At 64.2% G+C, this 22,596-nt stretch carries 27 protein-coding genes; 21 read left to right on the forward strand and 6 right to left on the reverse strand.

Annotated features, from left to right (window positions below; translation table 11 throughout):
- Positions 1-4 precede the first annotated feature (4 nt).
- The 5 genes from MRB47_RS07255 to MRB47_RS07275 are packed head-to-tail and all read left to right on the forward strand — an operon-like array spanning position 5 to position 3,736.
- On the forward strand, positions 5-601 hold the full coding sequence (locus MRB47_RS07255) for a chalcone isomerase family protein (RefSeq protein ID WP_252102331.1): 597 nt from the start codon (positions 5-7) through the stop codon (positions 599-601).
- Positions 598-1,917 (forward strand): MFS transporter, encoded by a 1,320-nt coding sequence (locus tag MRB47_RS07260; protein ID WP_252102332.1) that lies wholly within the window; start codon positions 598-600, stop codon positions 1,915-1,917. Before MRB47_RS07255 ends, MRB47_RS07260 begins: the two co-directional genes overlap by 4 nt.
- On the forward strand, positions 1,914-2,450 hold the full coding sequence (locus MRB47_RS07265) for a DUF3833 domain-containing protein (RefSeq protein WP_252102333.1): 537 nt from the start codon (positions 1,914-1,916) through the stop codon (positions 2,448-2,450). The genes MRB47_RS07260 and MRB47_RS07265 overlap by 4 nt, the downstream gene beginning before the upstream one ends.
- Positions 2,451-2,461: 11 nt before the next feature.
- Positions 2,462-3,244: an SDR family NAD(P)-dependent oxidoreductase gene (locus tag MRB47_RS07270; protein ID WP_252102334.1), complete on the forward strand. Its 783-nt coding sequence runs from the start codon at positions 2,462-2,464 to the stop codon at positions 3,242-3,244.
- A gap of 3 nt (positions 3,245-3,247) precedes the next feature.
- On the forward strand, positions 3,248-3,736 hold the full coding sequence (locus tag MRB47_RS07275; protein ID WP_252102335.1) for a nuclear transport factor 2 family protein: 489 nt from the start codon (positions 3,248-3,250) through the stop codon (positions 3,734-3,736).
- Between the two features lie 247 nt (positions 3,737-3,983).
- Here the strand turns inward: MRB47_RS07275 and MRB47_RS07280 are convergent, their stop codons facing one another.
- From MRB47_RS07280 to MRB47_RS07290, 3 genes are all read right to left on the reverse strand, one after another.
- Complete coding sequence (locus MRB47_RS07280) at positions 3,984-4,292, reverse strand: RNA recognition motif domain-containing protein (protein ID WP_011806105.1); 309 nt, start codon at positions 4,290-4,292, stop codon at positions 3,984-3,986.
- Positions 4,293-4,368: 76 nt separating this feature from the next.
- A complete protein-coding gene (gene infA / locus MRB47_RS07285; protein ID WP_011806104.1) occupies positions 4,369-4,629 on the reverse strand; it encodes a translation initiation factor IF-1 in 261 nt (86 codons plus the stop codon).
- 23 nt (positions 4,630-4,652) lie between these two features.
- A complete protein-coding gene (locus tag MRB47_RS07290) occupies positions 4,653-4,868 on the reverse strand; it encodes a hypothetical protein (RefSeq protein ID WP_041839047.1) in 216 nt (71 codons plus the stop codon).
- Between the two features lie 531 nt (positions 4,869-5,399).
- On the opposite strand from MRB47_RS07290, the gene MRB47_RS07295 reads away from it, so the two are divergent.
- The 14 genes from MRB47_RS07295 to MRB47_RS07360 all read left to right on the forward strand — a co-directional run bounded on the left by MRB47_RS07295 (position 5,400) and on the right by MRB47_RS07360 (position 16,864).
- Positions 5,400-6,605, forward strand: coding sequence for a tyrosine-type recombinase/integrase (locus tag MRB47_RS07295; RefSeq protein ID WP_252102336.1), 1,206 nt, complete (start codon positions 5,400-5,402; stop codon positions 6,603-6,605).
- A gap of 495 nt (positions 6,606-7,100) precedes the next feature.
- Positions 7,101-7,418, forward strand: coding sequence for a hypothetical protein (locus MRB47_RS07300; protein ID WP_252102337.1), 318 nt, complete (start codon positions 7,101-7,103; stop codon positions 7,416-7,418).
- Positions 7,419-7,731: 313 nt separating this feature from the next.
- Positions 7,732-8,019, forward strand: coding sequence for a hypothetical protein (locus tag MRB47_RS07305; RefSeq protein ID WP_252102338.1), 288 nt, complete (start codon positions 7,732-7,734; stop codon positions 8,017-8,019).
- Positions 8,020-8,021: 2 nt separating this feature from the next.
- The gene (locus MRB47_RS07310; RefSeq protein ID WP_252102339.1) at positions 8,022-8,222 is read left to right on the forward strand and encodes a helix-turn-helix transcriptional regulator; all 201 of its coding nucleotides are present in this window, start codon (positions 8,022-8,024) and stop codon (positions 8,220-8,222) included.
- Between the two features lie 53 nt (positions 8,223-8,275).
- The gene (locus MRB47_RS07315; protein ID WP_252102340.1) at positions 8,276-9,070 is read left to right on the forward strand and encodes a hypothetical protein; all 795 of its coding nucleotides are present in this window, start codon (positions 8,276-8,278) and stop codon (positions 9,068-9,070) included.
- A 296-nt stretch (positions 9,071-9,366) separates the two neighbouring features.
- On the forward strand, positions 9,367-9,591 hold the full coding sequence (locus MRB47_RS07320; protein ID WP_252102341.1) for a hypothetical protein: 225 nt from the start codon (positions 9,367-9,369) through the stop codon (positions 9,589-9,591).
- A complete protein-coding gene (locus MRB47_RS07325; protein ID WP_252102342.1) occupies positions 9,588-9,905 on the forward strand; it encodes a hypothetical protein in 318 nt (105 codons plus the stop codon). The genes MRB47_RS07320 and MRB47_RS07325 overlap by 4 nt, the downstream gene beginning before the upstream one ends.
- Entirely contained in the window at positions 9,902-10,183 is a 282-nt protein-coding gene (locus MRB47_RS07330) for a hypothetical protein (RefSeq protein ID WP_252102343.1), read from the forward strand. The genes MRB47_RS07325 and MRB47_RS07330 overlap by 4 nt, the downstream gene beginning before the upstream one ends.
- Before the next feature lie 185 nt (positions 10,184-10,368).
- Entirely contained in the window at positions 10,369-10,590 is a 222-nt protein-coding gene (locus tag MRB47_RS07335) for a helix-turn-helix transcriptional regulator (protein ID WP_252102344.1), read from the forward strand.
- Positions 10,587-10,853, forward strand: coding sequence for a hypothetical protein (locus MRB47_RS07340; protein ID WP_252102345.1), 267 nt, complete (start codon positions 10,587-10,589; stop codon positions 10,851-10,853). The genes MRB47_RS07335 and MRB47_RS07340 overlap by 4 nt, the downstream gene beginning before the upstream one ends.
- Positions 10,850-13,741, forward strand: a complete 2,892-nt coding sequence (locus tag MRB47_RS07345; RefSeq protein WP_252102346.1) for a DUF927 domain-containing protein — start codon at positions 10,850-10,852, stop codon at positions 13,739-13,741. Before MRB47_RS07340 ends, MRB47_RS07345 begins: the two co-directional genes overlap by 4 nt.
- 1,009 nt (positions 13,742-14,750) lie before the next feature.
- Positions 14,751-16,115: a tyrosine-type recombinase/integrase gene (locus MRB47_RS07350; protein WP_013517173.1), complete on the forward strand. Its 1,365-nt coding sequence runs from the start codon at positions 14,751-14,753 to the stop codon at positions 16,113-16,115.
- A gap of 105 nt (positions 16,116-16,220) precedes the next feature.
- Positions 16,221-16,550: a type II toxin-antitoxin system RelE/ParE family toxin gene (locus MRB47_RS07355; RefSeq protein ID WP_013517172.1), complete on the forward strand. Its 330-nt coding sequence runs from the start codon at positions 16,221-16,223 to the stop codon at positions 16,548-16,550.
- A complete protein-coding gene (locus tag MRB47_RS07360) occupies positions 16,547-16,864 on the forward strand; it encodes a DNA-binding protein (protein WP_013517171.1) in 318 nt (105 codons plus the stop codon). The genes MRB47_RS07355 and MRB47_RS07360 overlap by 4 nt, the downstream gene beginning before the upstream one ends.
- A gap of 171 nt (positions 16,865-17,035) precedes the next feature.
- On the opposite strand, the gene MRB47_RS07365 is transcribed toward MRB47_RS07360, so the two are convergent.
- The 3 genes from MRB47_RS07365 to MRB47_RS07375 are packed head-to-tail and all read right to left on the reverse strand — an operon-like array spanning position 17,036 to position 18,618.
- Complete coding sequence (locus MRB47_RS07365) at positions 17,036-18,064, reverse strand: reverse transcriptase family protein (RefSeq protein ID WP_013517170.1); 1,029 nt, start codon at positions 18,062-18,064, stop codon at positions 17,036-17,038.
- Complete coding sequence (locus MRB47_RS07370; protein ID WP_013517169.1) at positions 18,027-18,335, reverse strand: helix-turn-helix domain-containing protein; 309 nt, start codon at positions 18,333-18,335, stop codon at positions 18,027-18,029. The genes MRB47_RS07365 and MRB47_RS07370 overlap by 38 nt, the downstream gene beginning before the upstream one ends.
- Positions 18,336-18,384: 49 nt before the next feature.
- Positions 18,385-18,618 carry a hypothetical protein gene (locus tag MRB47_RS07375; protein ID WP_013517168.1) on the reverse strand — a complete coding sequence of 78 codons (234 nt, stop codon included), beginning with the start codon at positions 18,616-18,618 and terminating at the stop codon, positions 18,385-18,387.
- Between the two features lie 1,020 nt (positions 18,619-19,638).
- Here MRB47_RS07375 and MRB47_RS07380 point away from each other — a divergent pair.
- Complete coding sequence (locus tag MRB47_RS07380; protein ID WP_013517167.1) at positions 19,639-20,466, forward strand: DUF932 domain-containing protein; 828 nt, start codon at positions 19,639-19,641, stop codon at positions 20,464-20,466.
- Between the two features lie 65 nt (positions 20,467-20,531).
- Positions 20,532-22,586 (forward strand): ParB/RepB/Spo0J family partition protein, encoded by a 2,055-nt coding sequence (locus MRB47_RS07385; RefSeq protein WP_013517166.1) that lies wholly within the window; start codon positions 20,532-20,534, stop codon positions 22,584-22,586.
- Positions 22,587-22,596: the final 10 nt, after the last annotated feature.

Below are 22,596 nucleotides of genomic sequence, written 5' to 3' on the forward strand. Positions count from 1 at the left end.
CCATATGCCCTGGAGCCGAATTTCATCCTTGAAGCGCTGGGCTTTTGCAGGCGGTGCGGCCTTGGCGTTGGCGGTGGCTTCGGCCGGTCCCACGGCCGGACAGGACGGTGGCGCTGTCCCGGCCTGGGTGCGGCAATCCCTCATGGGGGCCACCCTGGCGGGGGAAGGGCAGATGCGGTTTTTGGGCTTGCGCATCTACGACGCACGGCTGTGGGTCACGCCTGGTTTTGACGCCAGCCGCTTTGGTGCGCATCCGCTGGCGCTGGAGTTGACCTACCACCGTGGCTTCACCGGTGCGGCCATTGCCCGGCGCTCGGTAGAGGAAATGCAGCGCCAGGCCAGCGTGCCTTCTGAACAGGCCGAGCGCTGGCAGCAGCGCCTGGCGGCCGTGATTCCCGACGTGCAGCCAGGCGAGCGGCTCACCGGCCTGTACCAGCCGGGCCAAGGCATGCGTCTGTGGCGCGGCAGCCAGGAGTTGGCCGCGATTGACGATGCGGAGCTGGCGCGCCTGTTCTTTGGCATCTGGTTGTCACCGCAGACCTCGGAGCCGGGTCTGCGCAGTGCCTTGCTGGCCCGCACCCCTGGCGGAGCGGCCCCATGACTCCCCGGGCTGCGCCCGTGCGTGCGGTTCCGCTGGCCCATTGGTGGTCCGGGCCGGCCTATGGCCTGCTCGGTCTGCCGCTGGCCTTTGTGGCCTTGCCGCTGTATGTGGTGTTACCGCATTACTACGCCACGGAATTGGCTTTGCCGTTGGCCAGTGTGGGTGCTTTGCTGATGCTGGTGCGTCTGCTGGATGCAGCCGCCGAGCCCCTGCTGGGGCGCTTGAGCGACCGCCTGTACCAAGGCCCGTTGCGTGCGGTCCTGTGGGTGGCGGGGGGCTCGGCCTTGGCGCAGGTGCTGGGGCTGTCGGGGCTGTTCTTTCCCGCGGTGCAAGGACCGCAGGCGTTGGCGGCGTGGATGGTGGCAGGGTTGTTGGTGACCTGCCTGGCGCACAGCCAGTTGGTGATTGCGCACCAGGCCTGGGGCGTGCGTCTGGGCGGCGACGCGCTGCAGCGCAGCCATGTCGTGGCCTGGCGCGAAGGTCCGGGGCTGATCGGCGTGGTCACGGCCAGTGCGTTGTCGGTGGCCTGGGGCGCCGGGCCCATGCTGGTGGTGTTCGCGCTGAGCTTGCTGGCCGGGTGGCTGGCCCTGTGGTGGGCGCCGCGCCCTGCAGCACCTGCGCCGCGGGATTTATCTGCCGCTTTTGCCTGGGCCACGGTCTGGCAACCCTTGCGCCAGCCGGCCTTTCGTCGCCTGCTGGCGGTGTTTTTGTGCAACGGCATTGCCAGCGCAGTTCCGGCGGCGTTGATGCTGTTTTTTGCCCAGGACCGGCTGCAGGCCACACAGGCGCAGATTGCCTTGTTTCTGGTGCTGTACTTTGTCAGCGGGGCGCTGTCCATGCCAGGGTGGCTGCGCGCGGTGCGCCGCTGGGGGCTGGAGCGCGCCTGGCTGGGCGGCATGCTGCTGGCGGTGGCCTGTTTTGGCTGGACGACGCTCCTGGGCAGCGGGCAGATTGCGGCCTTTGCGTGGATCTGTGCGTTGTCCGGTATCGCCTTGGGGGCGGATCTGGCCTTGCCCGGGGCTTTGCTGGCGCGCTTGGTGGAACGCCAGGGGGCTCAGGGGCGCAGCGAAGGGGCGTACCTGGGGTGGTGGAACCTGGCCACCAAACTGAATCTGGCCCTGGCCGCAGGCGCGGCGCTGCCGTTGCTGCAGTGGCTCGGCTACAGCCCCGGCATCCAGGACGCCCACGCGCTACAGCGCCTCGCTTGGGCTTACGCGCTGCTGCCTTGCGCCCTCAAGCTTCTGGCAGCAGGTTTGCTGTACCGCCTGCTGATCCACCCCTCCCCGCCGTTGCATGACCAAGGAGTTTCCCCATGAACACCCGCCGCCACGCCTTGCTGGCCCTGCTCGCGGGCACTGCCGCTTTGACCGGCTGTGCCAGCCCCCAGGTGACCGACTATGCCCAGGAGCGTCCACAGCTGGAGCTGGACCGCTACTTCAACGGCCGCATCCTGGCCTACGGAATTTTTCAGCAGCGAGGCGGCGAGGTGGTGCGCCGCTTCACCGTGGTGATGGACTGCCACTGGGAGGGCCATCAAGGCGTGCTGGACGAGGCTTTCACCTATTCGGACGGCAGCACCCAGCGCCGCATCTGGCGCCTGACCAAGCATGCCGATGGGCGCTACACCGGGACCGCTGACGATGTGGTGGGTGAGGCCCAGGGCCAGACTGCGGGCAATGCTTTCCGCTGGAACTACACGCTGCGCCTGCCGGTGGACGGCAAGGAGTATGAAGTGCAGTTCGACGACTGGATGTTCCTGGTCGATGACCGAGTCATGCTCAATCGGGCCACGATGAGTAAGTTCGGCGTCACCCTGGGCGAGGTACTGCTGTCGTTCACCAAGACATAAGGAGCCGCACTGTGTCTTTGAACCCTGCCATCACTGACTGGCGCGGCAAGCGCGTGTGGCTGGTGGGCGCCTCCAGCGGTATTGGCCGGGCCGTCGCAGCGCAATTGCACGCACAGGGCGCGCAGGTGATCGTGTCGGCACGCCAGCAGGCGCTGCTGGCGTCGTTTGCGCACGAACACCCTGGCAGCCAAGCAGTGGTGCTGGATGTGACCGACGCCCAGGCGGTCCTGGACGTTGCCGCGCGCCTGCAGACCGAGTCACCACTGGACCTGGTGTGCTACTGCGCCGGCCACTACACCCCCATGCGAGCCGACGCGCTGGCGCTGCCCGAGCTGCTGCGCCACCAGCAGGTCAACCTGACGGGCGCGCTGCATGTGCTCGCCGCCGTGGTGCCAGGCCTGTTGGCTTCGGCCCAGGCCGGCCGTGCGCCCCACCTGAGCCTGGTCGCCAGCGTAGCCGGCTGGCGCGGTCTGCCGCAGAGCCTGGCCTACGGACCGACCAAGGCGGCCCTCATCAACCTGGCCGAGACGCTGTTCCTTGATCTGCGCCAGCAGGGCGTGGGCGTGAGCGTGGTGAACCCCGGCTTTGTCGATACGCCCCTGACGCGCCAGAACGACTTCACCATGCCCGCGCTGCTCACGCCGGAGCAGGCGGCCCAGGCCATGTTGCGCGGCTGGGGGAGGGGCGCGTTTGAACTGCATTTTCCACGCCGCTTCACGCTGTGGCTCAAGCTGCTGCGCGTGCTGCCGTACCGCTGGTACTTTCCGCTGGTCCACCGTATGACCGGGCTGTGACGTATGCACCCACCTATAGACACCCACGCTTGCGTCGCCCGGCTGGTCCAGCTGTACGAGCAGCTAACCCCAGCGCAGTTGCCCCTACTGGAGGACTACTACGTGCTTGACGCACGGTTCAAGGACCCCTTCAATGATGTGCACGGCGTGCCCGCCATCCGTGCCATCTTTGCCCACATGTTCGAAAGCCTGGAGCAGCCGCGCTTTATCGTCACCCAGCGGCTGGTGCAGGACGACCGGGCCTTTTTGCAATGGGAGTTCCACTTCCGCCTGAAGCGCTGGCGGGCACAGGTGCCTCAATGCATCCACGGCGCGACCCTGGTGCATTTTGATGCCCAAGGCCGCGTGACACTGCACCGCGATTACTGGGACCCGGCTGAAGAGCTGTATGAAAAATTGCCTGTTTTGGGGGCTCTGATGCGCTGGCTGCGCAAGGCTGGCGCGGCGCCCCTGCCGCATCCTCATCGCTGTTCGCCCCCTAGCGACCGTTAAGGTGGAGAAGGGGAGAGGTTCATGCCGATGAACGTCCATGAAGCCACGATATCCCCTCACCACAAAGCGGAACACCCCGACGACTTTCGTCATCGGGGTGTTCGAGGCCAAGAAGGAGATGGGGCGACCATCTCGTCAACGGCATAAGACGCGGCGGAGGGCTCTGTGGGAGGTGGTCAGCGTCCAAAACACGCACTCACCCGGATGGTCCGGGGCACTCTGAGGCAATTGCCGCGGCAAGGCCCTATCAGTAGCGGCCACCGCGGTAGCCACCACGGTCTGCGCCACCGCCAAAACTTGGGCGAGCTTCCATGGGGCGTGCGACGTTGACCGTCAGTGCACGTCCATCGACAGAACGGCCGTTCAGACCGTTAATGGCATCCTGTGCCTCGGAATCGCTGCCCATTTCTACAAAGCCGAAGCCCTTGGACCGGCCTGTATCGCGCTCCATCATCACCTTGGCGGAGGTGACGGAACCAAATTGGGAAAACTGCTGGTGCAGCGATTCATCACGCACGGAATAGGCCAAATTGCCCACGTACAGTCGGTTGTTCATGTCAGTGTCTTTCTTTCGGGAAATGAAGGGACGGTTTGTAAGCGCATCCCAGAGGAAATGAGTGGGGGAACCAAAATCAATGGCGCCGGCGCGCTGGAGGGGTGGTGCGCGTGCGGTTCTCGATATGCCGAAATGTCACTCGACCCTTGTTGAGGTCGTACGGAGACATCTCCAGGGTCACCAGGTCACCGGCCAGAATGCGGATGCGGAACTTACGCATCTTGCCCCCGGTATACGCGATGAGCTGATGCCCGTTGTCAAGCGTGACGCGGTAACGGGCGTCAGGCAGAACTTCATCGACCTTGCCCTGCATTTCAATCAACTCTTCTTTGGCCACGGGTACCTCCGTCAATAGCAGGATCAGCCCAATTGGTTGTGTAGCACCATGCGGCGCCCTTGCGCCAAGGCGTACTGGACTGCTTGTGCATCGCAGGGGAAGCTTGGGAGGAAGCGGAAGATGCGGTCGTACATTCCCCGGCGTATGGAAACCGAAGCAGTAACACCGACATTGGTGGTTTTGGTCAGCGGCGTGACAACGTAGTTGCCCACGCGCTCGGCGTTTTGTTTTTCAAGCATTGCAAACAGACAGGATGTAATCGCGAAGGCGACCATCCAGGAGAGAAAAGAGGGGAAAAGACCTGCCGCGCGTCGGCGCAGGAAAGGCGGGGCAGACCCTGTAAGAGGTTTAAGGTCTGCGATGAGCTTGCTGCTTTGGAGAGTGACGGCCGACACTTTGCAAGAAGTGCGGCGCAAGGCGCATCAGCCAGGATGCTGTCAGGCAGGCGCTATCGAAGCAAGCAGTGGGTAGCGCGTTGGCGGATTATTACTCGCCGAAATGAAAAAAGCAAACTTAATTCTTGTGGATGTACCCGATACCGACCAGCAGGCGCCTTAGGGCCCCGGATTGCTGCACAGTCCCCCGCACCTTTGCGCACGACGCTATCGAGGGTTTCGGAGGAAAAAAGAAAGGCCGCACGTTCTAGGAACTGTGCGGCTCGGGGCCGCATCCAAAGTAAGCCTTGAAACCCGCATGAATCCTTGATAGCGTTTGCGCATGGGCGAAATGTGCCCCCAAATGTGCCCCCAAACTGTTGAGGATACCCCCCCATGAAGCTGACCGATGCCAAGCTGCGCACCCTGACTGAACCCGGCAAGCACTTCGACGGCGGCGGGCTGTACCTGGAACTGACCAAGGCGGGCGGCCGGTACTGGCGCATGAAGTACCGGCACGGCGGCAAGGAAAAACGCCTGGCCTTCGGCGTGTACCCGGCCGTGGGCCTCAAGGATGCCCGCGCCCTGGCTGCGGCGGCCCGTGAGGTGCTACAGGCGGGCGACGATCCCGGCCAGCAGCGCAAGGCCGAAAAAGCCAAGGCCGCCCATGAATCGGCCAACACCTTGCAGGCCGTGGCCGCCGACTGGATGAAGCACCAGGCCAGTCGCTGGGAGGCCGAAACTGCCGGCCGCATTCGCGCATCCCTGGAGGCCGACGTGTTCCCCACGCTGGGCGCCCGTGCCATGGCCGGCATCAAGCCGGGCGAGGTCATGGCCGCCGTTAAGAAGATCGAGGCACGGGGCGCGGGCGACCAGGCCGGCCGCGTGTTGCAGCGGGTGAAGGCCATCTACCGCTGGGCCGTCACGCATGAGCGCATCGAGGCGAACCCCATGCTTGATCTGGTGCCCGCTGAAATCCTCAAGCCCCGCGAGGTGCAGCACCGCGCCGCCTTGGCCCCGGCCGAGCTGCCCGCCTTCCTGGCGAAGCTGGATGCCTACGAGGGCGAGCCCCACACGGTGCAGGCCCTGCGCATGGTGATGCTGACCGCCACCCGCCCCGGCGAGGTGCGCGGCGCCCGCTGGGCTGAATTCGACTTGGCGGCGGGGCTGTGGGTGATCCCGGCCGAGCGCATGAAGATGCGTAGCGAACACCGCGTGCCGCTGTCCCGCCAGGCCCTGGAGGTGCTGGAGGCCATGCAGCCCCTGAGCGGTCATCGTGAGCTGGTGTTCCCAAGCCCTACCTATCCCAGCAAGCCCCTGAGCGAAAACACCTTCAATTCGGCCATGGCCCGCATGGGCTACAAGTACACCGCCACCGCACACGGCTTCCGGGCGCTGTTCTCCACGGTGGCCAATGAATGCGGCTGGAACCCTGATGTGATCGAGCGCCAGTTGGCCCACATGGAGCGCAACAAAATCCGGGCGGCCTACCACCGCAGCACCTACATGGATGAACGCTCCCGGCTGATGCAGTGGTGGGCTGACTACCTGGACGGCCGCAAGGCGGGTAACGTGGTGCCATTCCCCCAGCGGGTGGCCTGATCGCCCAGCACCACCAGCCCCAGCACAGCCCCCGCCAGCCGCCCCGCTGCATGCCAGCCGGGCGGCTTTTTCATGCCCCATGCACGCGCCTGCATGTCTGCCGGCAATGCCTTCAACCGGCGTAGGCAATGATTTTCAGTGTGACAGTGAGAACAGACTCAAGAATCTAGGATTGGCGCGGCCTGGCGGCCGATTTTCAATGTGAACAGAGTGAGAACAAACTGAGAACAGAGTGAGAACACATCACATAGTGAAAAATATTTGTCTCTTTTCTCCCAATTCCGCCCACTCGCCCCCCGTTTCGTCTATGCACACCGCCCGGCTGCACCTTGCCGGGCGCTTGCGCACATTGCCGGAATTGAGCGCAAAAGGGCCTTCCCCTGGCGCCGGGTACCGGGCGGGCCGGATAGCGCATGCGTGTAAGGGGACAAGCCGCCTAGGTACCCCACTGCCCGCCTAGAGTGGGTGCATGGATGATCGAGAGGGAATCAACGCATGAGACCGCGTGGCGAGGTGCATTTGGCCTTGCTGCGGGCCGTTGGCGAGCTGGCGACGCCCGAGCGTGGGGCCACGCTGCGAGAGGTGGCGGCGCATGCCGGCGTGGGGCGCCAGGCGGCCACGTACACCATGGGCAACCTGCGGCGCTATGGGGCTGTGGTCATTGCTCGCACGCGTCGCGTGTCCTATCGCAATCGGCCGGTGGCGGAATATGCCTTGCCCGCGCCTGGTGGTGAGGCTGGGCCGCCTGGAGTGCATGCGCTGCTGGCCGCGTGGGCAGTCCGGCCAATCCCGCATCTTGAGCCGCCCACGTAGCAAATTTACTTACTGCGAATCATTCTCTATTTCTGCCACGTGGCCCGCTACAGCGGGGCGTGCACACGTGAGCATCGCCGTGCCGTCGTATGGCTGTGGATAACTTTTTCTGCTGCTGTGCTCAAAATTTCAGCAAACCGCCATCGCCCGCAAACCCGCATGGATGCTTGGTTTCCCGATAGTGTGCGGAAGTTATCAACAATGCACAGTAGACACGACGGGCGTTATGTTAAATACAGTGCGTATTTTTATGATTGTGCACCAATGAGGGATTGCATGCCACAATGCCGCATCTAGTAAAGGATGCGCCGCAATGACCCTTGAAGAATTTGATGCCGCCTTAGCCTCCCTCGATTGGAAGGCCGTGGACTTTTGCAGGGCTACGGGCCTGCACCGCAACACCCCCAGCCGCTGGCGTAATGAGGGCGTGCCAATCCCTGCATGGGTTCCCCAGCACCTGGGCCTGCTGTTGGACTTGAAGCGCTTGCACGCGGCCCACGCCGTGCCCACCAGCCCCAAGAGTGAAGGCTGGTTCATGCAAGACCTGGAGCGCCTGCATGCGGCCTACCTGGTGCCGCCGCGCGCCATGGGGGAAGAATAGCCATGGAGCGCAAGACGCTTGCTTATGAACCTGCGCGCGTTGATACAGCTGGCATCGCCGCGATGCTGGGCTGTACGCGCGCGCACGTCACCGACCGGCTCACCAAGCGGCCGGACTTCCCCCGGCCCTTCATTAACGTGTCGCAGAAGATGCGCTACTGGCGTCTGGCAGACGTGCAGGCATTCATGCGGGGGAAGCGCTGATGCCACTCCACATAGACCCACCCAGCGGCTGGCAACCGCATAGCCCCTATGGCTTGCAGCGTTTCAAGGATGGGCCGGATGGCCGCGTGGTGCGCCTGGCTGACGTGGTGCGCTGGTTGATGCAGGCCCGCGAAATGTCATTTGCCAGTGCCGTGCGGGTGGTGTGCGCGCCGCTGGAGGGTAACGCGCCGCCGCTGGTGTACCGCCTTGATCCTGTGGAGGATGCCAAGGCAGAGGATGAGCCCTGCAAATGGCTTAGGTTTTTCTCCGGCACAGAGGATTTGGAGGAGTTACCGCCCCGCGTGGCCAGGGCGCGCTTGGCTGCGCGAGATATGAAAGCCTCCTGGCTGATGAAACCCTATGAGCTGGCGCGGCTGGTGAATACGCCCGGCTGCCATGTCGAGTATGACGAAACGAAGGAAACCCCTTTCGAGTTCAGTGAGCGCGGAGATAGGACAGGCGGCCCGTGTACCCTGGCTGTTTCGTTTGCTGTGGCTCATGAGCTATGGGGCTGGGGCACCATCGTCGATGCGGCGGCAGACAAGGCAGCAGCGCCTGCCGGCCAGCTTGGCAGGGGTGACGTGACGGATTTCGACACCCTGTGCCGCTACCTCGCGCCCTACAAGGGGAGAGACGGCAGCGAGTGGCCTTCATGGGAGGTTGAATGGGTGGGTTACGTGCGGGCCGCAGTCAAAGCACATGATGCCGCTAATGGACGTGGTGGTAAGGCAGCGGTGGGGCGCGCGCTTGGCATGAAGTCCCAAGGCCAGGGCGTGACTGAGCTTTTCAAGCGGTTCCCCGAGCCAAAGGCCAGCCCCTTCCCGACAGTGCGCGACAAGGCCGCATAGTCCCAGCCCTTGCTTGGCTCCCGCACCCCGCGCTACACTGCGCGCAAGCCGAAAGGCCCGGTGCGTAAGAACACCAAAACCTACAGCGGTAGCAGCCCCCACCGACAAGCGGGGCTTTGTCACGCCCAAATTACTGGGGCTGGTGCGCCTACATCGCCCCGCCATGGTTTCGGGCGGGATGGGGCGAACGGTAACGCCGCCCGCACGTCTGTAGGCGTGTTCTTAACATCCCGTCCACCCGATGCGCGTAAGAACGCAAACGGTGGTCTCTTGGTTCTCCTACAGGAATCCAGTCCATGACCGCCACCACTACGGCCAGCCGCAGCGCTGCGCCCATTCAGCCCCAGCCGGGCACCATCCCCACCGCGCACCTGATGCCCATGCTTGCGGCCTTCAACGCCTGCAACCTGGCGAGCTTCTACCTGGAACGCGGCAACGTGGCCGCCGCCCGGCGCAAGCTGGTGCAGGCGCTGGCGTCCGTCAATCAGGTGCACACGTGTGCACAAGGGGGGGCGGCATGAATGCTCCCGCTCAAGCACCCGGCCTGGCGCGGCCCGCGATAGCGCATTTGCCGTTCGCCATTGGTGGCTGCGGCCAAGTATTCGCCGTGCAGATGGATGCGCCCTTGCTAGACACGCTTGACAGCCTTGCCATGCTGATTGATGCGGCGCGCGGTGTGTCGGCAATATTGGCGGAGATTTCAAGCCGTGGCGACTTCCCAATAGACCCTGCAGCGTGCTGGGCGCCGGTGTACCTGCTGGACGCGGCTAGTGCGCTGCAAGCGGCCATTCCCGCGGGCACTGCGCAGCATCAACCGCAGGGGGACGCGCCATGACCGCCACGATCATTCCATTGCCTGGTGCTGCTGCCGCGCCCGTTCTTACCGCCAAGTTGGGGCCAGGCCGCCCACCCTCGAACGTTTCCAGCATTCGCCGGGGCAAGCATATCCGCGCCATTCGTAAGTCATGGTTGGACAGTGCTGATGCACTGGAGGTCAAGGCGCGTGGACTCCGGGACGCCGCTTTGAAAACCTATGCGTCTGCGGACTGGGCGATGCGTGAGGCGGCCAGTATCGAGGCGCAGGCGCTGCAAGCACGGCAGCGGGGCCGCTGATGCCTTGTGTATTGCCTTGCGCCGCCTTGCCATGTTGGCGTCCGTAGTGCCCTTTGCCGCCTCTGGGTGGGCTTGCTCGCACCAAAACAAGGCGACAAAAGGTGGGTTGCATCGCGAGCATCTCCTTCCATACCCGCTCGATCCGTGATGGATGCGCGGGGGCTTAAACGGAAGGAATTCCACCCATGCAAGTAGTCCACCAAGCCCGCCCAGTCGTTCCCCGTGATCGCCTGGTGCGCCTGCCCGAAGTCGAGGGATTGACGGGATGCAAGAAGTCCACGATCTACGAACTCATGCGCGCCGGCAAATTCCCCAAGTCCGTGCGGCTGAATGCCCGCATGGTGGCCTGGCCCGAAAGCGCCGTTCTCACCTGGGTTCAGGAGCGCATCGCGGAGGCGCAGCAATGAGCGCCAACACCTTTGACTTCACGCCACATGACTACGAAACGCTGGCACCCGTTGATGTGAAGCGCTGTTTCATCGCTTCGGATGTGGCCGACCGCATCTTAGCCGATGCCATCGATGCGGCATGGAACCTGATGGATCAAGTGCCCCATGAAGCACGCCCGGCCCTCACTGTTGCTCACATGCAGGCCGCCGCCTTCGTTTACCTGGCCGAGCGCCTGGCGACCGGCGCCGCGCCAGGCCAGCCCCATACCGCCGATAAATGACCACCACCATCACCCCCGATCAGATCCGCGCGGCCCTGGAGCACATCCCGGCCAGCCTGCCCCGCGATGAATGGGCGCGGGTGGCCATGGCTATCAAGAGCGAGTACCCCGACGACACGGGCCGGGGGCTGTTTGAGGCCTGGAGCGCGACGGCCGAGGGGCACGATGCCAGCGCCACGCGCAGCACCTGGCGCAGCGTCAAGGCGGGCGGCGGCGTGACGGTGGCCACGCTGCTGCACATTGCCAAGCAACACGGTTTCGAGCTGCCCAAGGCCGGCAACGCACCGGCCGCGCCCAGCGCCGCCGAGCTGGCCCGACGCGATGCCGAGCGCCAGCAGGCGGCCAGGGCAGAAACAGAGCGCCAGCAGGCCGCGCAAGTCGCTGCGGCTGATGCTGCCCGCGCCCTATGGGATGCCGCCAGCCCCACGGGTGCCAGCCCCTACCTGGTCCGCAAGGGCGTGCAGCCCCACGGCCTGCGCTTCCTGCCCGATGGAGCGGCACTGGTGCCCCTGCGGGATGCGGAGGGCGTGCTGTGGAACGTGCAGCGCATTGCCCCCGAGCGGCCGCCCAAGGGCACCGACAAGCTGTTTCAAAAGGGCGGGCGCAAGTCGGGGCTGTGGCACATGCTGGGCGAGCCCGGCCAGGCTCCGGCCGTGATGCTGGTGGGCGAGGGCTACGCCACATGCGCCAGCCTGCACGAAGCGGGACAAGATGCCGGGGGCTGGCCCGTGGCCGTGGCCTTTGATGCCGGCAACCTGCTGCACGTGACCCGCGAGCTGCGGCGCCTGTACCCGGCCGCGCTGCTGGTGCTGTGCGGCGATGATGACCGCTCCACCGAGGCGCGCACCGGCACCAACACCGGTCGCGTGAAAGCCGAGGCCGCCGCCCGCGCCGTGCGGGGGCTGGCGGTGTTCCCCTCGATGCCGGCCGGTGACGATGCGCCCGGCAATGTGGACTTCAACGACATGCACCAGGCGCAAGGGCTGGATGCCGTGCGCCAGGCGGTGCAGGCCGCGATAGACGCCCACCAGGCCGCCACCGATGCAGCCCCAGCCGCAGGCCAGGCCAGCAGCCCCAGCTCGGCCGGCGCCGATGGCGGCGACGTGCACGACCCTTTCACGGTAGATGACGGCGGCGTGTACTACCACGGCCGAGGCCGCGATGGCGAACCACTGCGCCCGCTGTGGCTGTGCTCGCGCCTCGATGTGGCTGCACTGACCCGCGACCAGGACGGCAACGGTTGGGGCTACCTGCTGCAATTTGCCGACCCCTTGGGCCGCGCCAAGCAATGGGCCATGCCTTCCCGCATGCTGTCGGGCGACGGCGGCGAGTACCGCGCCGCGCTGCTGAACATGGGCCTGCGCATCGCCACATCACCCACGGCCCGCAATCGCTTGACCGAATACATCCAGACCCGGCGCCCGCCTGAGTTTGCGAGCTGCACCGACCGCATCGGCTGGCACCCCACCGAGGGCGGCGCCGCCTACGTGCTGCCACACCAGACCATCGGCGACGATGCCGAGCGCATCGTGTTCCAGTCCGATAGCCAGATGGAAAACACTTTCCGCGTGCGCAAGGACGCCGCCGCCTGGCGTGATCGCATCGGCGCACTGTGCGCCGGCAATAGCCGCCTGGTGTTCGCCGTGGCCTGCGCCTTTGCCGGGCCGCTGCTGCGCCCGGCCAGCATGGAGAGCGGTGGCTTTCATCTGCGGGGCGACAGCAGCTCGGGTAAGACCACGGCGCTGCGCCTGGCCGCCAGCGTGAACGGCGGCCCCAGCTATATGCAGCGCTGGCGCACCACCGATAACGCCCTGGAGGCCATCGCCGCACAGCACTGTGATGCGCTGCTGATCCTGGACGAGCTGGCGCAGGTAGAGGGCAAGGTGGCGGGCGAGTGCGCCTACATGCTGGCCAACGAACAGAGCAAGGCCCGCGCAACCCGTGGCGGTGCGCCGCGTGCCCGCCTGTCCTGGCGCCTGCTGTTCCTGAGTGCTGGAGAGCTGGGGCTGGCCGACCACATGGCCGAGGGCATGAAGCGCGCCCGCACGGGCCAAGAGGTGCGCATGGCCGACATACCAGCCGATGCCGGCGCCGGCATGGGAACCTTTGAAAACATCCATGGCCACGCCAGCCCTGCCGCTTTTGCGACCCACCTGACCCGCGAGGCGCAGGCATGCTATGGGGCGCCGGGGCTGGCCTTCATTCAATGGGCCTGCACCCACTGGGCCACGCTGCCGCGCCGGCTGCGTGAGGGTGTGCAGGCCCTGACCGAGCAGTGGGCGCCGCCCGGCGCATCCGGCCAGGTGCAGCGGGTGGCCGCCCGCTTTGCCCTGGTGGCCATGGCCGGCGAGCTGGCCACTGAGGCGGGGCTGACGGGCTGGGAACCCTGCGAATCGGAATGGGCTGCACGTGCGTGCTTTGATGCGTGGCTGGCGGCCCGTGGTGGGGCTGGCAATGGCGAGGTGCGCAACATGCTGCGCCAGGTGCGGCGCTTCCTTGAATCGCACGGGGAAGGGCGCTTCACCTGGTGGCACCGGGCGGCCGATGACCATAACGCCAAGACGCTGCACCGGGCAGGATACCGGCGCATGCTCAATGAGCACGGCGAGCCCATCAAGACCAACGGCCAGCACCTGGGCGAATTCGGGGACAAGATGCCGGCCGCGCTGGGCGACGGCGTGAGCGTGGAATTCTTCATCTTGCCCGAGGTGTTCCGCTCCGAAGTCTGCCAAGGCTTTGACTACCAAGCCGTGTGCCGCGTCTTGCTGGAGCATGGCGCCCTTGTGCCTGGGGCTGGCCGAGCCTACGACTGCCGCCAGCGCCTGCCAGGCCATGGCCTGGCCAACTGCTACCGCATCGCCCCCGCACTGTTTGAGCTGGACATGTAGCCCCGGCCAGGCCGGGCACATGCACACGTATGCACGGCTTGGCCGTGGCCTGCCGGTGCGCCCGGTGGGGCGTGGGCGAGGGATTGTTTTCGCGCCCAAAAATCACAGCAGTCACATTCACCAGAATGTGCAACAGGGGGCGCCGCTCCCATTCACGCATGCGTAACCCGCCACGGCCTGCGCTTCGCGTAGCACTCCCGTTAATGTGCAGTTTCTGTTGATTTTTCTGGCTGTTGTTCTCATTGCAGGCGCGAGTGAGAACAGGGTGGGAACACGCAAACCCAGTATCCATGCGGTTGTCTCGCTGTTCACACTGTTCACACGCAAAAACACGATACCCCGAAGAGGTGTAGCAATGGCCCGCTTCGCGCTTGGTGTTCATTCGCCCGGAAATGTGCGTGAGGTGTTTTGCGTGGGGCTGGCCAGGGGCTATCAAAAACGTAGGGGCTGACACCCGCAAGACCGACCGCTTCTCTTCGCCTGCAACACCGGGAAAAATGGGGGTAGGGGGGCTTCCGAAGTCTGGCTTCCCATGGCCGGAAACCGACCGGTTCCTCAAATTTTTGTGCGCGCAGGTTTTAGGGGGTGGGGGTATGCGCTTGAAGGGGCACGGATTCAGAGGATGTGCCCCCACTTTTCCGATTCATGCCCCCAAATGTGCCCCCACGTGCCCCCGGATTGCGGCACACTTCCCCGCACCTTTGCGCACGACGCTATCGAGGGTTTCATAGGGAAAAAAGAAAAGGCCGCACGTTCTGGGAACTGTGCGGCCTTGTATGTGGTGCCCGGGGCCGGAATCGAACCGGCACGCCTTGCGGCGGGGGATTTTGAGATTGAGTCCCGAGACTAGCATGGAACCACGCTGGAACCCGCAGAGCCTTGCTGCGCTTGGTTTTCCAAGAGGCTAGTCCCGTTTAGCCTTACGCCTAGACCAGACCGATTGCGGCAGACATTCCGATGCCGTGGCTCCTGGCTGGTTCCTGCGTTCGATCCCGAACTAGGAGGCGTCATGGCCAAGATCAAACTCACCAAATCCGCTGTCGATACGGCAGAAGTCACCGGCAAGGACTACGAACTGCGGGACACCATTGTCCCCGGCTTTCTCTGCAAAGTCACCGCCCACGGCCGCAAGGTCTTCATGCTCCAGTACCGCACGAACTGGGGCGAGCGCCGCAAGCCGAAGATCGGCCAGTTCGGCGAACTGACCGTCGAGCAGGCGCGGTCGATCGCACAGGACTGGCTGGCCGACGTGCGCAAGGGCGACGACCCCAGCGCTGCCAAGCTGGCCGCGCGCATGGCCCCTACGGTCAAGGAGTTGTGCGAACAGTTCATCGAGGAATACTCCAGGCCGCGCAACAAGCCCCGGACGGTCGATTCCTACCAGGGCTACATCGACCGCCACATCCTGCCTGCCCTGGGCAAGCTCAAGGTGCCGGACGTAACGCGGGCGCACATCACCACGCTGATGAAGGACAAGGCGAGGATCGGCGTCACGGCCAATCGGGTTCTGGCCTGTCTGCGCAAGATGTTCAACATGGCCGAGGTGTGGGGCTACCGGCCTGACGGCTCCAATCCGTGCCGTCACGTCCCCAAGTACCGCGAGGACGGCGAGACGCGGTACATCAACAACGAGGAACTGGCGCGACTCTATGCGTACCTCGACCGTGCGGATGCCCAGGGGCTGGAGCATCCGACCGTGACACTGGCGGTTCGCCTGCAATTCGAGTTTTCCGCGCGGATGACCGAAATCCGCACGCTCGAATGGGCTTGGGTTGATTTCGAGAATCGCCGAGTCGTCTGGCCTGACAGCAAGACGGGCGATATGTCCAAGCCGATGAGCGAGGCGGCGTACCAGTTGCTGCGCAATGCGCCTCGCATCGACGACTCGCCTTACGTGTGTCCGGCCATCTTCGATGCCAAGAAGCCATTGCCCGACAGCACGTACTACAACGGCTGGAAGCGCATCCTGGGCCGCGCAGAGGTAGCGCATGTCGGGACGCACGGCATCCGCCATCGCGCGGCGACCGACATTGCCAACTCCGGTATTCCCATCAAGGTCGGCATGGCGCTGACTGCGCACAAGACCGTCACGCAGTTCATGGCGTATGTCCATGCAGAGGATGACCCGGTGCGGGCCGCTGCCGAGAAGGTGGCCACCCTGCGCCGGGGCGCCATCGACGGCCAGGCCCAGGCTGCGCCGACACCAACGGCGCCCGCCTCGGTTCTGGCGGTCGCGGATGGCGAAAAGACCCGTACGAGCCAGGGCAACTATCGCCCGTATCGCCATCGCAAGAGTCCAACGCGCGCTGTGCCGCCCGGCACGAAGCGGGCCGGATCGCCGTCAACGAAGGCGCCGGAAACGGCCATCGCGTGAGCTGCGGGGCGTCCAGCCTGTCGCCGCGCTGTTGCGACAGGCCGGGCATCCCGCCCCGCAGTTCCTTTGTCCCTTGACTTGAATTCGTCAATAAACGAAAATACCATGTACCGCATCGAGCACTACCTGACGGTCGACGAGCAGAAGGATGTCTACGACGATTGGCTGCGGCGCTTGCGCGATGCGCAGGCCAAGGTGGCGGTCATCCGGCGCGTGACCCGCGTCGAGCAAGGCAACTTCGGTGATCACAAGTTTTGCCGTGATGGTGTGTGGGAGTTGCGCATCGACGCCGGGCCGGGCTACCGGGTGTACTACGGGCTGGCTGGCCATCGGCTGGTGTTGCTGCTGTGCGGTGGCGACAAGCGCACACAGGATGCGGACATAGCCCGGGCAGTGGCGTATTGGCAGGACTGGCAACAAAGAGGCGACGAATGAGAAGCAGACCCCATGACGATGCGATGGCCGAGTTGTTCCGGGATGACCCGGCGCTCGCACTCGAAGTCATCAACGGCATCCTGGCCGATGGCGACCAGGCCGAGCTGATGGCCGTGCTGCGCCAACTCGCGCAGGCCGTGGGCGGCGTGCAGGCGGTGGCCGAGCAGGCGCACCTGAATCCGACTCAGCTTTACCGCACGCTGTCGCCCAAGGGCAATCCTGCACTCAGCAGCCTGTCGGCCATCCTCAAGGCGATGGGCCTGCGCTTGGCGGTGCAGCCCCTGGCCTTGCCGCCGTCCGCGCACGCGGCTTGATTCCCTGGGGGGGGAGCGCCCGCCGATTCTCGTATGACGGGCTTCCATCGCTGACGCCTTCGGCTTAGCTCGTTGAACTGATCGACTGCGTGTGTTTCTGCGCGGCGTCTTGCTGGGGCAGCGCATTTCCTCTATTGCGACCGCTGCGAAAAATTCGCGCGGCAACCGCCGCTATTCCCAGGGCCGGGCATCCGTGACGAGAGGAACTGTGTCAAGCCTGACCTTCGCAGGTGCCGTTGTGACGGACAAAGCCTCTGGCGACAAATTGTCCCGAACAACTGCAATACGACTCTTGAGCTTTGCTGCTGGCGTCTTGTGAAAGCGCCCAAGTTGACCCACCTGTTGGGCGGCCTTGTTCGCAAGCTCCCGGAGTTCATCCGTGCTCGCGCCGCTCGTGGCGGCGATCTCCAATTGCCGAACTCGCGTCCGAACTTTGGACTGTTTTTTGGGACTCAATGACGGTTTGCGGTTCACAGTCAGCTTCGTCGCGATCATCGGCTGCGAAGCCGAGAAAACCTCATGTTTCTTACGGCTCGCCTTCAAGCCGTGCTGAGCAAGCATTCCATAGACTTGGGCAATGATCCAAGTCTGAGTTTCCTTATCCAAATGTGTCGCTGATGACATTGCCATGTCATCCACATAACGGGAATAGGTGATGCCTCGCTGAGCGAACTTTGCATGTAGCCAGGGCTCGTACCGCCACATCACGAGATTCGCTAAAAATGAACTCGTAATGGCCCCTTGGGGAAGATAGCCATCCTTTGTGGTGAGCCTCGTTAGAAGCTTGGCAACGTCAGGAGAGAATCTGAAGAAGCCACACCACACGTCCTCAACAAAAGCCGCGCTCACAGAAGGGAAGAATCCCTTCACGTCTTCGCAGATCAGTATCTGCTTGCCCTTGTGAATAGATGCGTTTGTGACATAGTCACGTCCCTTCAAGCTACCTTGCAAGTATTCTGGAAAATCCACCTTGGAGAAGACATTGAGCTTTAAACGCTGATGGATCTCTTTGAGCTGCCCCATCGCGTCAAATGTCTGCCTGGTAGATCCCGGCTTTGGCTTCACGGTGCGCCACATGCCATTGGCTCGATCAGCCAGTTCCACCAGTGATTGCGCATCCCAGCGTAGGCCGCGAGCCAGTGCAGCAATGCTCTTGACGGGATTAGACCGATACCTCGGCTTGATCGGGTAGAGGTCCATTCAGAAGCTCCAATGCGGTGATTGCCAGTTGACCAGCAAGGTCTCTATTCAAGTGTCCGAGTTCCCCTTCTTCCGCGCCCAAGAAGAAAAGAATCTCTACCGGCATAACGAGCGCAGCGGCAATCCGTTGCAGAGTGGACAAAGGCGGGTCGCGTCGGCCACGCTCAAGCAGCGAGAGATAGGACACTGAGATACCAGCCCGCTTCGCCAGCGCAGCTTGGGAGAGCTTGCGCTTGGACCGAGCGAGTTGAATAGCCTGTCCGATGTTCATATGTGAATCTCACAAAACTAAGAATGGGCTTGGGGTGCCCATGACGGCCTCACAGCCAGTCTCGGATATTCGTCGCGATACTGACGAATGCCGCGATGACCTGGAGGGTGCGCACCTTCAGCGTTTCCGCATCCGTTGCGCTCTGGAGTTGGTCACAAAGCTGTTCTAGCTTCGAGACTTCACGATCCAGTTCCTTCATAGCACCAGTGTCGAGTTGGCTTCTGCATGCATCGCAAGCCTTCTTCAGGCTATTGATGTGGTTTTCCAAGATTTGCTTGTCCATTTAGGACCTCCTTTACACAAGGCACCATTGCCCTGCTTCCCCCGTTTCAAGGCAGCGCCGTAAAGGAGCCAACTCGACACCAACCAAGCCCACCACAGTTGCACGCTGCTGGCTCAACCTTCCCCCTCGCTGAGCAAGAAGCCGTATGGTCTTCGCACTCTGAGAGTTCTGATCGTCCTGCTGGTCACAGTAAGCTGAGCCAACTGTGCCGCGTTACAAGCCACGCACACTGTCTGCGTAGCGGACTTCATCAACTGAAGCCCTGATCACTGAGCCTTTGCCTTTTCGGGTCGGGAACAACAAATCTTCTGAACCGCAGCAGCACGATCACGTGCCGCCGTTTCGCATTGTACGCACAATTCAGACTGAATTTTGACTGTCAGTACGTCTTATTTGTAACGTTTTGCGTCTTCGCCGTTCCTTGGGGCAAAGAGCTGGGATCGCCAGCATGGACTCCCCGCTCGGGGTAAGGGGGCTGTCTCCCAAGGGGGCGGTGCATGTCGAACACCGAAGTCCGGGCGTCCCCGGCCACCTGGGAGATGGCCGGTCGCGCTGTCGTGCTGCGCATCGAGCCGCCTGCGGCGTCTCGCCCCTGACGGGCTTCCATCGTTCCCTCGCTCCGCTCGGCTGACGCCTCCGGCCCGGCTTCCAGCTTCAGGCCTGCGCGCTTCGCTTGCCGTGCGGTCGGCGTGTGGGGAGGGCCGTTGCCATGTCCAGCCGTCTTCCCTGACTCCATCACCTTGTCCGCGACTGTAGCCCGCGCACGTGTGCCGTCAAGGCGCGCAGGGCCGTGTCCTCGGCTGCGCCTGCGGGCCGCACCAACCCTGCGCTTGCCTCCTTGACGGCACCCGTTCGCGCGCTCCTGACCGTCGCGGGCGATGAACTCAGGAAAGACGGTGGCAACAGGGCCAACCGGGTTCCTCGTGCCGACCGCACCGAACAGCCGAAAGGCTGGGCTCCGAATCTTGGAATCCGGTGTGCGGTGTGAACAGCAAACCTCTTTTTGTCAGGAGAAAGACCATGCAACTCGCATCCCGTTTCGCTTCCCGCTCCCCTTCGCTGCGCAGTGATTACCCGCTGTCCGATGACCAGATTCGCAGCGTGGCCCCGTCCATCTTCGCGGACGCCCCGCATGAGAGCCGTTCCGAACGGTATAGCTACATCCCGACCGCTGCCGTGCTGACCGAGCTTCGCAAAGAAGGTTTCCAGCCTTTCATGGTGACGCAAACCCGCGTGCGCGATGAAGGCAAACGCGAGCACACGAAACACATGCTGCGCCTGCGCCACGCCAGCCAGATCAACGGCGCGGAGGCTAACGAAATCGTGCTGCTGAACTCGCATGACGGCACCAGCAGCTATCAGATGCTGGCCGGAATGTTCCGGTTCGTTTGCAGCAATGGCCTTGTATGCGGCGACACCGTGGCCGATGTGCGCGTGCCCCACAAAGGCGACGTGGCCGGTTCCGTCATTGAAGGCGCTTTCGAGGTGTTGAGCGGCTTCGAGCGGGTGAAGGAGTCGCGCGACTTGATGCGCGGCATCACCTTGGACGATGGCGAATCCGAAGTGTTCGCCCGTGCTGCGCTGGCGTTGAAGTACGACGACCCGGACAAACCCGCACCCATCACCGAATCGCAAATCTTGATGCCGCGCCGGTTCGACGACCGCCGCCCGGACTTGTGGAGCGTGTTCAACCGCACGCAGGAGAACTTGACCAAAGGCGGATTGCATGGCCGCAGCGCCAACGGACGCCGCCAGCAAACCCGACCTGTGCAGGGCATTGATTCCGATGTGCGCCTCAATCGCGCTCTCTGGATGCTGGCCGATGGCCTGCGCCAGTTGAAAGCCTGAACCGCTCCCCCGCCGGAGGGGCGGTTCCCCTCCATTCCCTTGTTTCACACGATTGGAGATTCACCATGAACGCCATCACCCAAACCGAAGCCCGCGCCGTCAATACCGCCGCCGCTATCCCGCTGGAAGCCGCCGACCCGACCAAGAACCTGATTCTGGTTCCGCTGTCGCGGCTGGTGCTGCGGCCCACGGGCCGCAACGTGCGCAAGACCCCGCGCATGTCCATTCCCGAACTGGCCGCATCCATCCGGCGTGTGGGCCTGTTGCAAAACCTGATCGTGATTGCATCCGCCGATGGCGAGCATTACGAGGTGGTCGCCGGTGGCCGTCGCCTCGCCGCGTTGAAGCTGCTGGCGAAAAAGCACCGCATCAGCAAGGAATGGGAAGTGCCTTGCCTGCTGGTGGCCGATGGCACGGCCCGCACGGCCAGCCTCACCGAGAACGTGCAGCGCGAAGCCATGCACCCGGCAGACCAGTTCGAGGCGTTCGCCGCGCTGGTGGCCGAAGGCCGACCCATCGAGGACATTGCAGCAGATTTCAGCGTCACGCCGCTGGTGGTGCAGCGCCGCTTGAAGCTGGCGAACGTCTCGCCGCGCCTGATGGCCGACTATCGCGCCGATGCGGTGAGCCTTGACCAGTTGATGGCCCTTGCCATCACCGACGACCACGCCGCGCAGGAAAGCGCGTTCTACGATGCGCCAACGTGGCAACGTCACCCGTCCAATCTGCGCGAACGCCTGACCGAGCGCGAAATCGACGCCTACCGGCATCCGCTGGTGCGCTTCGTCGGGCTGGATGTCTACGAACAGGCGGGCGGCAGGGTTCGCCGTGACCTGTTCGCGGAAGGCGATGCGGGCGTGTATCTGACCGATGCCGCTTTGCTGGAACGGCTGGTGCAGGACAAGCTGGCGGGCATCGCCGCCGAGACAAAGGCCGAAGGCTGGGCCTGGGTGGATGCAGCACCCGCTGCCACCTATGCCGACCTGCAAGCTTTCCAGCGTGCGCCGAGGGAGCGCCGCGAGCCGAACAAGCGCGAGGCACAGCGCATCGAGAAGCTGCAAGCCAAGATGCAGGAAGTCGCCGAAGCGGTGGATGCTGCGATGGACGCCGATGACGAGAACAAGGCCGACGCCTTGCAGGAGGAAGGCGAAACCCTGGGCGAACAGTTGCAGGCGCTGGAGGATGGCTTGCAGGACTACAGCCCGAACGTGAAGGCCGCAGCCGGTGCCATCGTCACCATCGACCGCAACGGCGAGGCCATCATTCATCGCGGCCTGATGCGCGAGGCCGAGGCCAAGGCGCTGCGCACGCTGGAACGGCTGCGCCAAGGGTTCAGCGGCGAGGATGCCGAGAACGACGACGAAGGCGAGGACGACGAGCAGCCCAAGACCGCCGCCATGCCCGACCGGCTGGCGCAGCGCCTGAGCGCGCACCGCACCGCCGCACTGCAAATCGAAGTCGCACGGCATCCGCAGGTGGCGCTGGCTGCCGTGGTGCATGGCATGGTGCAGACCGTCTTGCAGGAAAGCCGCTACGGCCACGATCTGCCGCTGGGCGTGGGCCTCAAAGTGCAAGACCGGCTGGAAGGCATGGCCCCGGACTGGCCGGAATCGCCCGCCGCCGTGGCGCTGCGCGAACTGCAACAGGTGGCCGGGGAAGGGTTGCCGGAGGACAGCGCCGCACTGTTCGCCGCGCTGCTGGCGAAGCCGCAAGACGAACTGGTGCGGCTGCTGGCCGTGTGCGTGGCTTCCACGGTGGACGTGGTGACGCCACGTGCCACGCCGCACCAGCCCGGCGCAGAACTGGCGCAGGCCGTGGGCCTCGACATGGCCGCATGGTGGCAGCCGACCGCAGAAGGCTACTTCAAGCACGTTTCCAAGGCCGTGATTCTGGATGCCGTGGGCGCGTTTGCACCGGAATCCGTCACCCGGCTGGCGAAGCTCAAGAAGGCCGACATTGCCAGCGAAGCCGAGCGACTGGCCGATGGCAAGGGCTGGATGCCTGCGATCTTCAAGGCCACAGGCCCGCAGGATGTGGCGCAGGAAGCAGGCCCGGAGCAGGACGCCCCGGAGGATGCCGAAGCAATGGCGGATGAACCCGCCGAGGCGCTAGCCGCTTGACCCGCGCCGA

Source organism: Diaphorobacter sp. LI3 (assembly GCF_022807955.1).
Taxonomy (GTDB): domain Bacteria; phylum Pseudomonadota; class Gammaproteobacteria; order Burkholderiales; family Burkholderiaceae_C; genus Diaphorobacter; species Diaphorobacter nitroreducens.

Bases quoted from the DNA above. Each gene is read 5' to 3' on its own strand.
- MRB47_RS07360 (WP_013517171.1), top strand. From the start codon at position 16,547: ATGAGAAGCAGACCCCATGACGATGCGATGGCCGAGTTGTTCCGGGAT.
- MRB47_RS07325 (WP_252102342.1), top strand. From the start codon at position 9,588: ATGAATGCTCCCGCTCAAGCACCCGGCCTGGCGCGGCCCGCGATAGCG.
- MRB47_RS07370 (WP_013517169.1), bottom strand. From the start codon at position 18,335: ATGAACATCGGACAGGCTATTCAACTCGCTCGGTCCAAGCGCAAGCTC.
- MRB47_RS07320 (WP_252102341.1), top strand. From the start codon at position 9,367: ATGACCGCCACCACTACGGCCAGCCGCAGCGCTGCGCCCATTCAGCCC.
- MRB47_RS07375 (WP_013517168.1), bottom strand. From the start codon at position 18,618: ATGGACAAGCAAATCTTGGAAAACCACATCAATAGCCTGAAGAAGGCT.
- MRB47_RS07365 (WP_013517170.1), bottom strand. From the start codon at position 18,064: ATGGACCTCTACCCGATCAAGCCGAGGTATCGGTCTAATCCCGTCAAG.
- MRB47_RS07265 (WP_252102333.1), top strand. From the start codon at position 1,914: ATGAACACCCGCCGCCACGCCTTGCTGGCCCTGCTCGCGGGCACTGCC.
- MRB47_RS07340 (WP_252102345.1), top strand. From the start codon at position 10,587: ATGAGCGCCAACACCTTTGACTTCACGCCACATGACTACGAAACGCTG.
- MRB47_RS07345 (WP_252102346.1), top strand. From the start codon at position 10,850: ATGACCACCACCATCACCCCCGATCAGATCCGCGCGGCCCTGGAGCAC.
- MRB47_RS07385 (WP_013517166.1), top strand. From the start codon at position 20,532: ATGAACGCCATCACCCAAACCGAAGCCCGCGCCGTCAATACCGCCGCC.
- MRB47_RS07275 (WP_252102335.1), top strand. From the start codon at position 3,248: ATGCACCCACCTATAGACACCCACGCTTGCGTCGCCCGGCTGGTCCAG.
- MRB47_RS07290 (WP_041839047.1), bottom strand. From the start codon at position 4,868: ATGCTTGAAAAACAAAACGCCGAGCGCGTGGGCAACTACGTTGTCACG.
- MRB47_RS07300 (WP_252102337.1), top strand. From the start codon at position 7,101: ATGAGACCGCGTGGCGAGGTGCATTTGGCCTTGCTGCGGGCCGTTGGC.
- MRB47_RS07380 (WP_013517167.1), top strand. From the start codon at position 19,639: ATGCAACTCGCATCCCGTTTCGCTTCCCGCTCCCCTTCGCTGCGCAGT.
- MRB47_RS07260 (WP_252102332.1), top strand. From the start codon at position 598: ATGACTCCCCGGGCTGCGCCCGTGCGTGCGGTTCCGCTGGCCCATTGG.
- MRB47_RS07310 (WP_252102339.1), top strand. From the start codon at position 8,022: ATGGAGCGCAAGACGCTTGCTTATGAACCTGCGCGCGTTGATACAGCT.
- MRB47_RS07305 (WP_252102338.1), top strand. From the start codon at position 7,732: ATGACCCTTGAAGAATTTGATGCCGCCTTAGCCTCCCTCGATTGGAAG.
- MRB47_RS07355 (WP_013517172.1), top strand. From the start codon at position 16,221: ATGTACCGCATCGAGCACTACCTGACGGTCGACGAGCAGAAGGATGTC.
- MRB47_RS07330 (WP_252102343.1), top strand. From the start codon at position 9,902: ATGACCGCCACGATCATTCCATTGCCTGGTGCTGCTGCCGCGCCCGTT.
- MRB47_RS07280 (WP_011806105.1), bottom strand. From the start codon at position 4,292: ATGAACAACCGACTGTACGTGGGCAATTTGGCCTATTCCGTGCGTGAT.
- MRB47_RS07295 (WP_252102336.1), top strand. From the start codon at position 5,400: ATGAAGCTGACCGATGCCAAGCTGCGCACCCTGACTGAACCCGGCAAG.
- MRB47_RS07350 (WP_013517173.1), top strand. From the start codon at position 14,751: ATGGCCAAGATCAAACTCACCAAATCCGCTGTCGATACGGCAGAAGTC.
- MRB47_RS07335 (WP_252102344.1), top strand. From the start codon at position 10,369: ATGCAAGTAGTCCACCAAGCCCGCCCAGTCGTTCCCCGTGATCGCCTG.
- MRB47_RS07255 (WP_252102331.1), top strand. From the start codon at position 5: ATGCCCTGGAGCCGAATTTCATCCTTGAAGCGCTGGGCTTTTGCAGGC.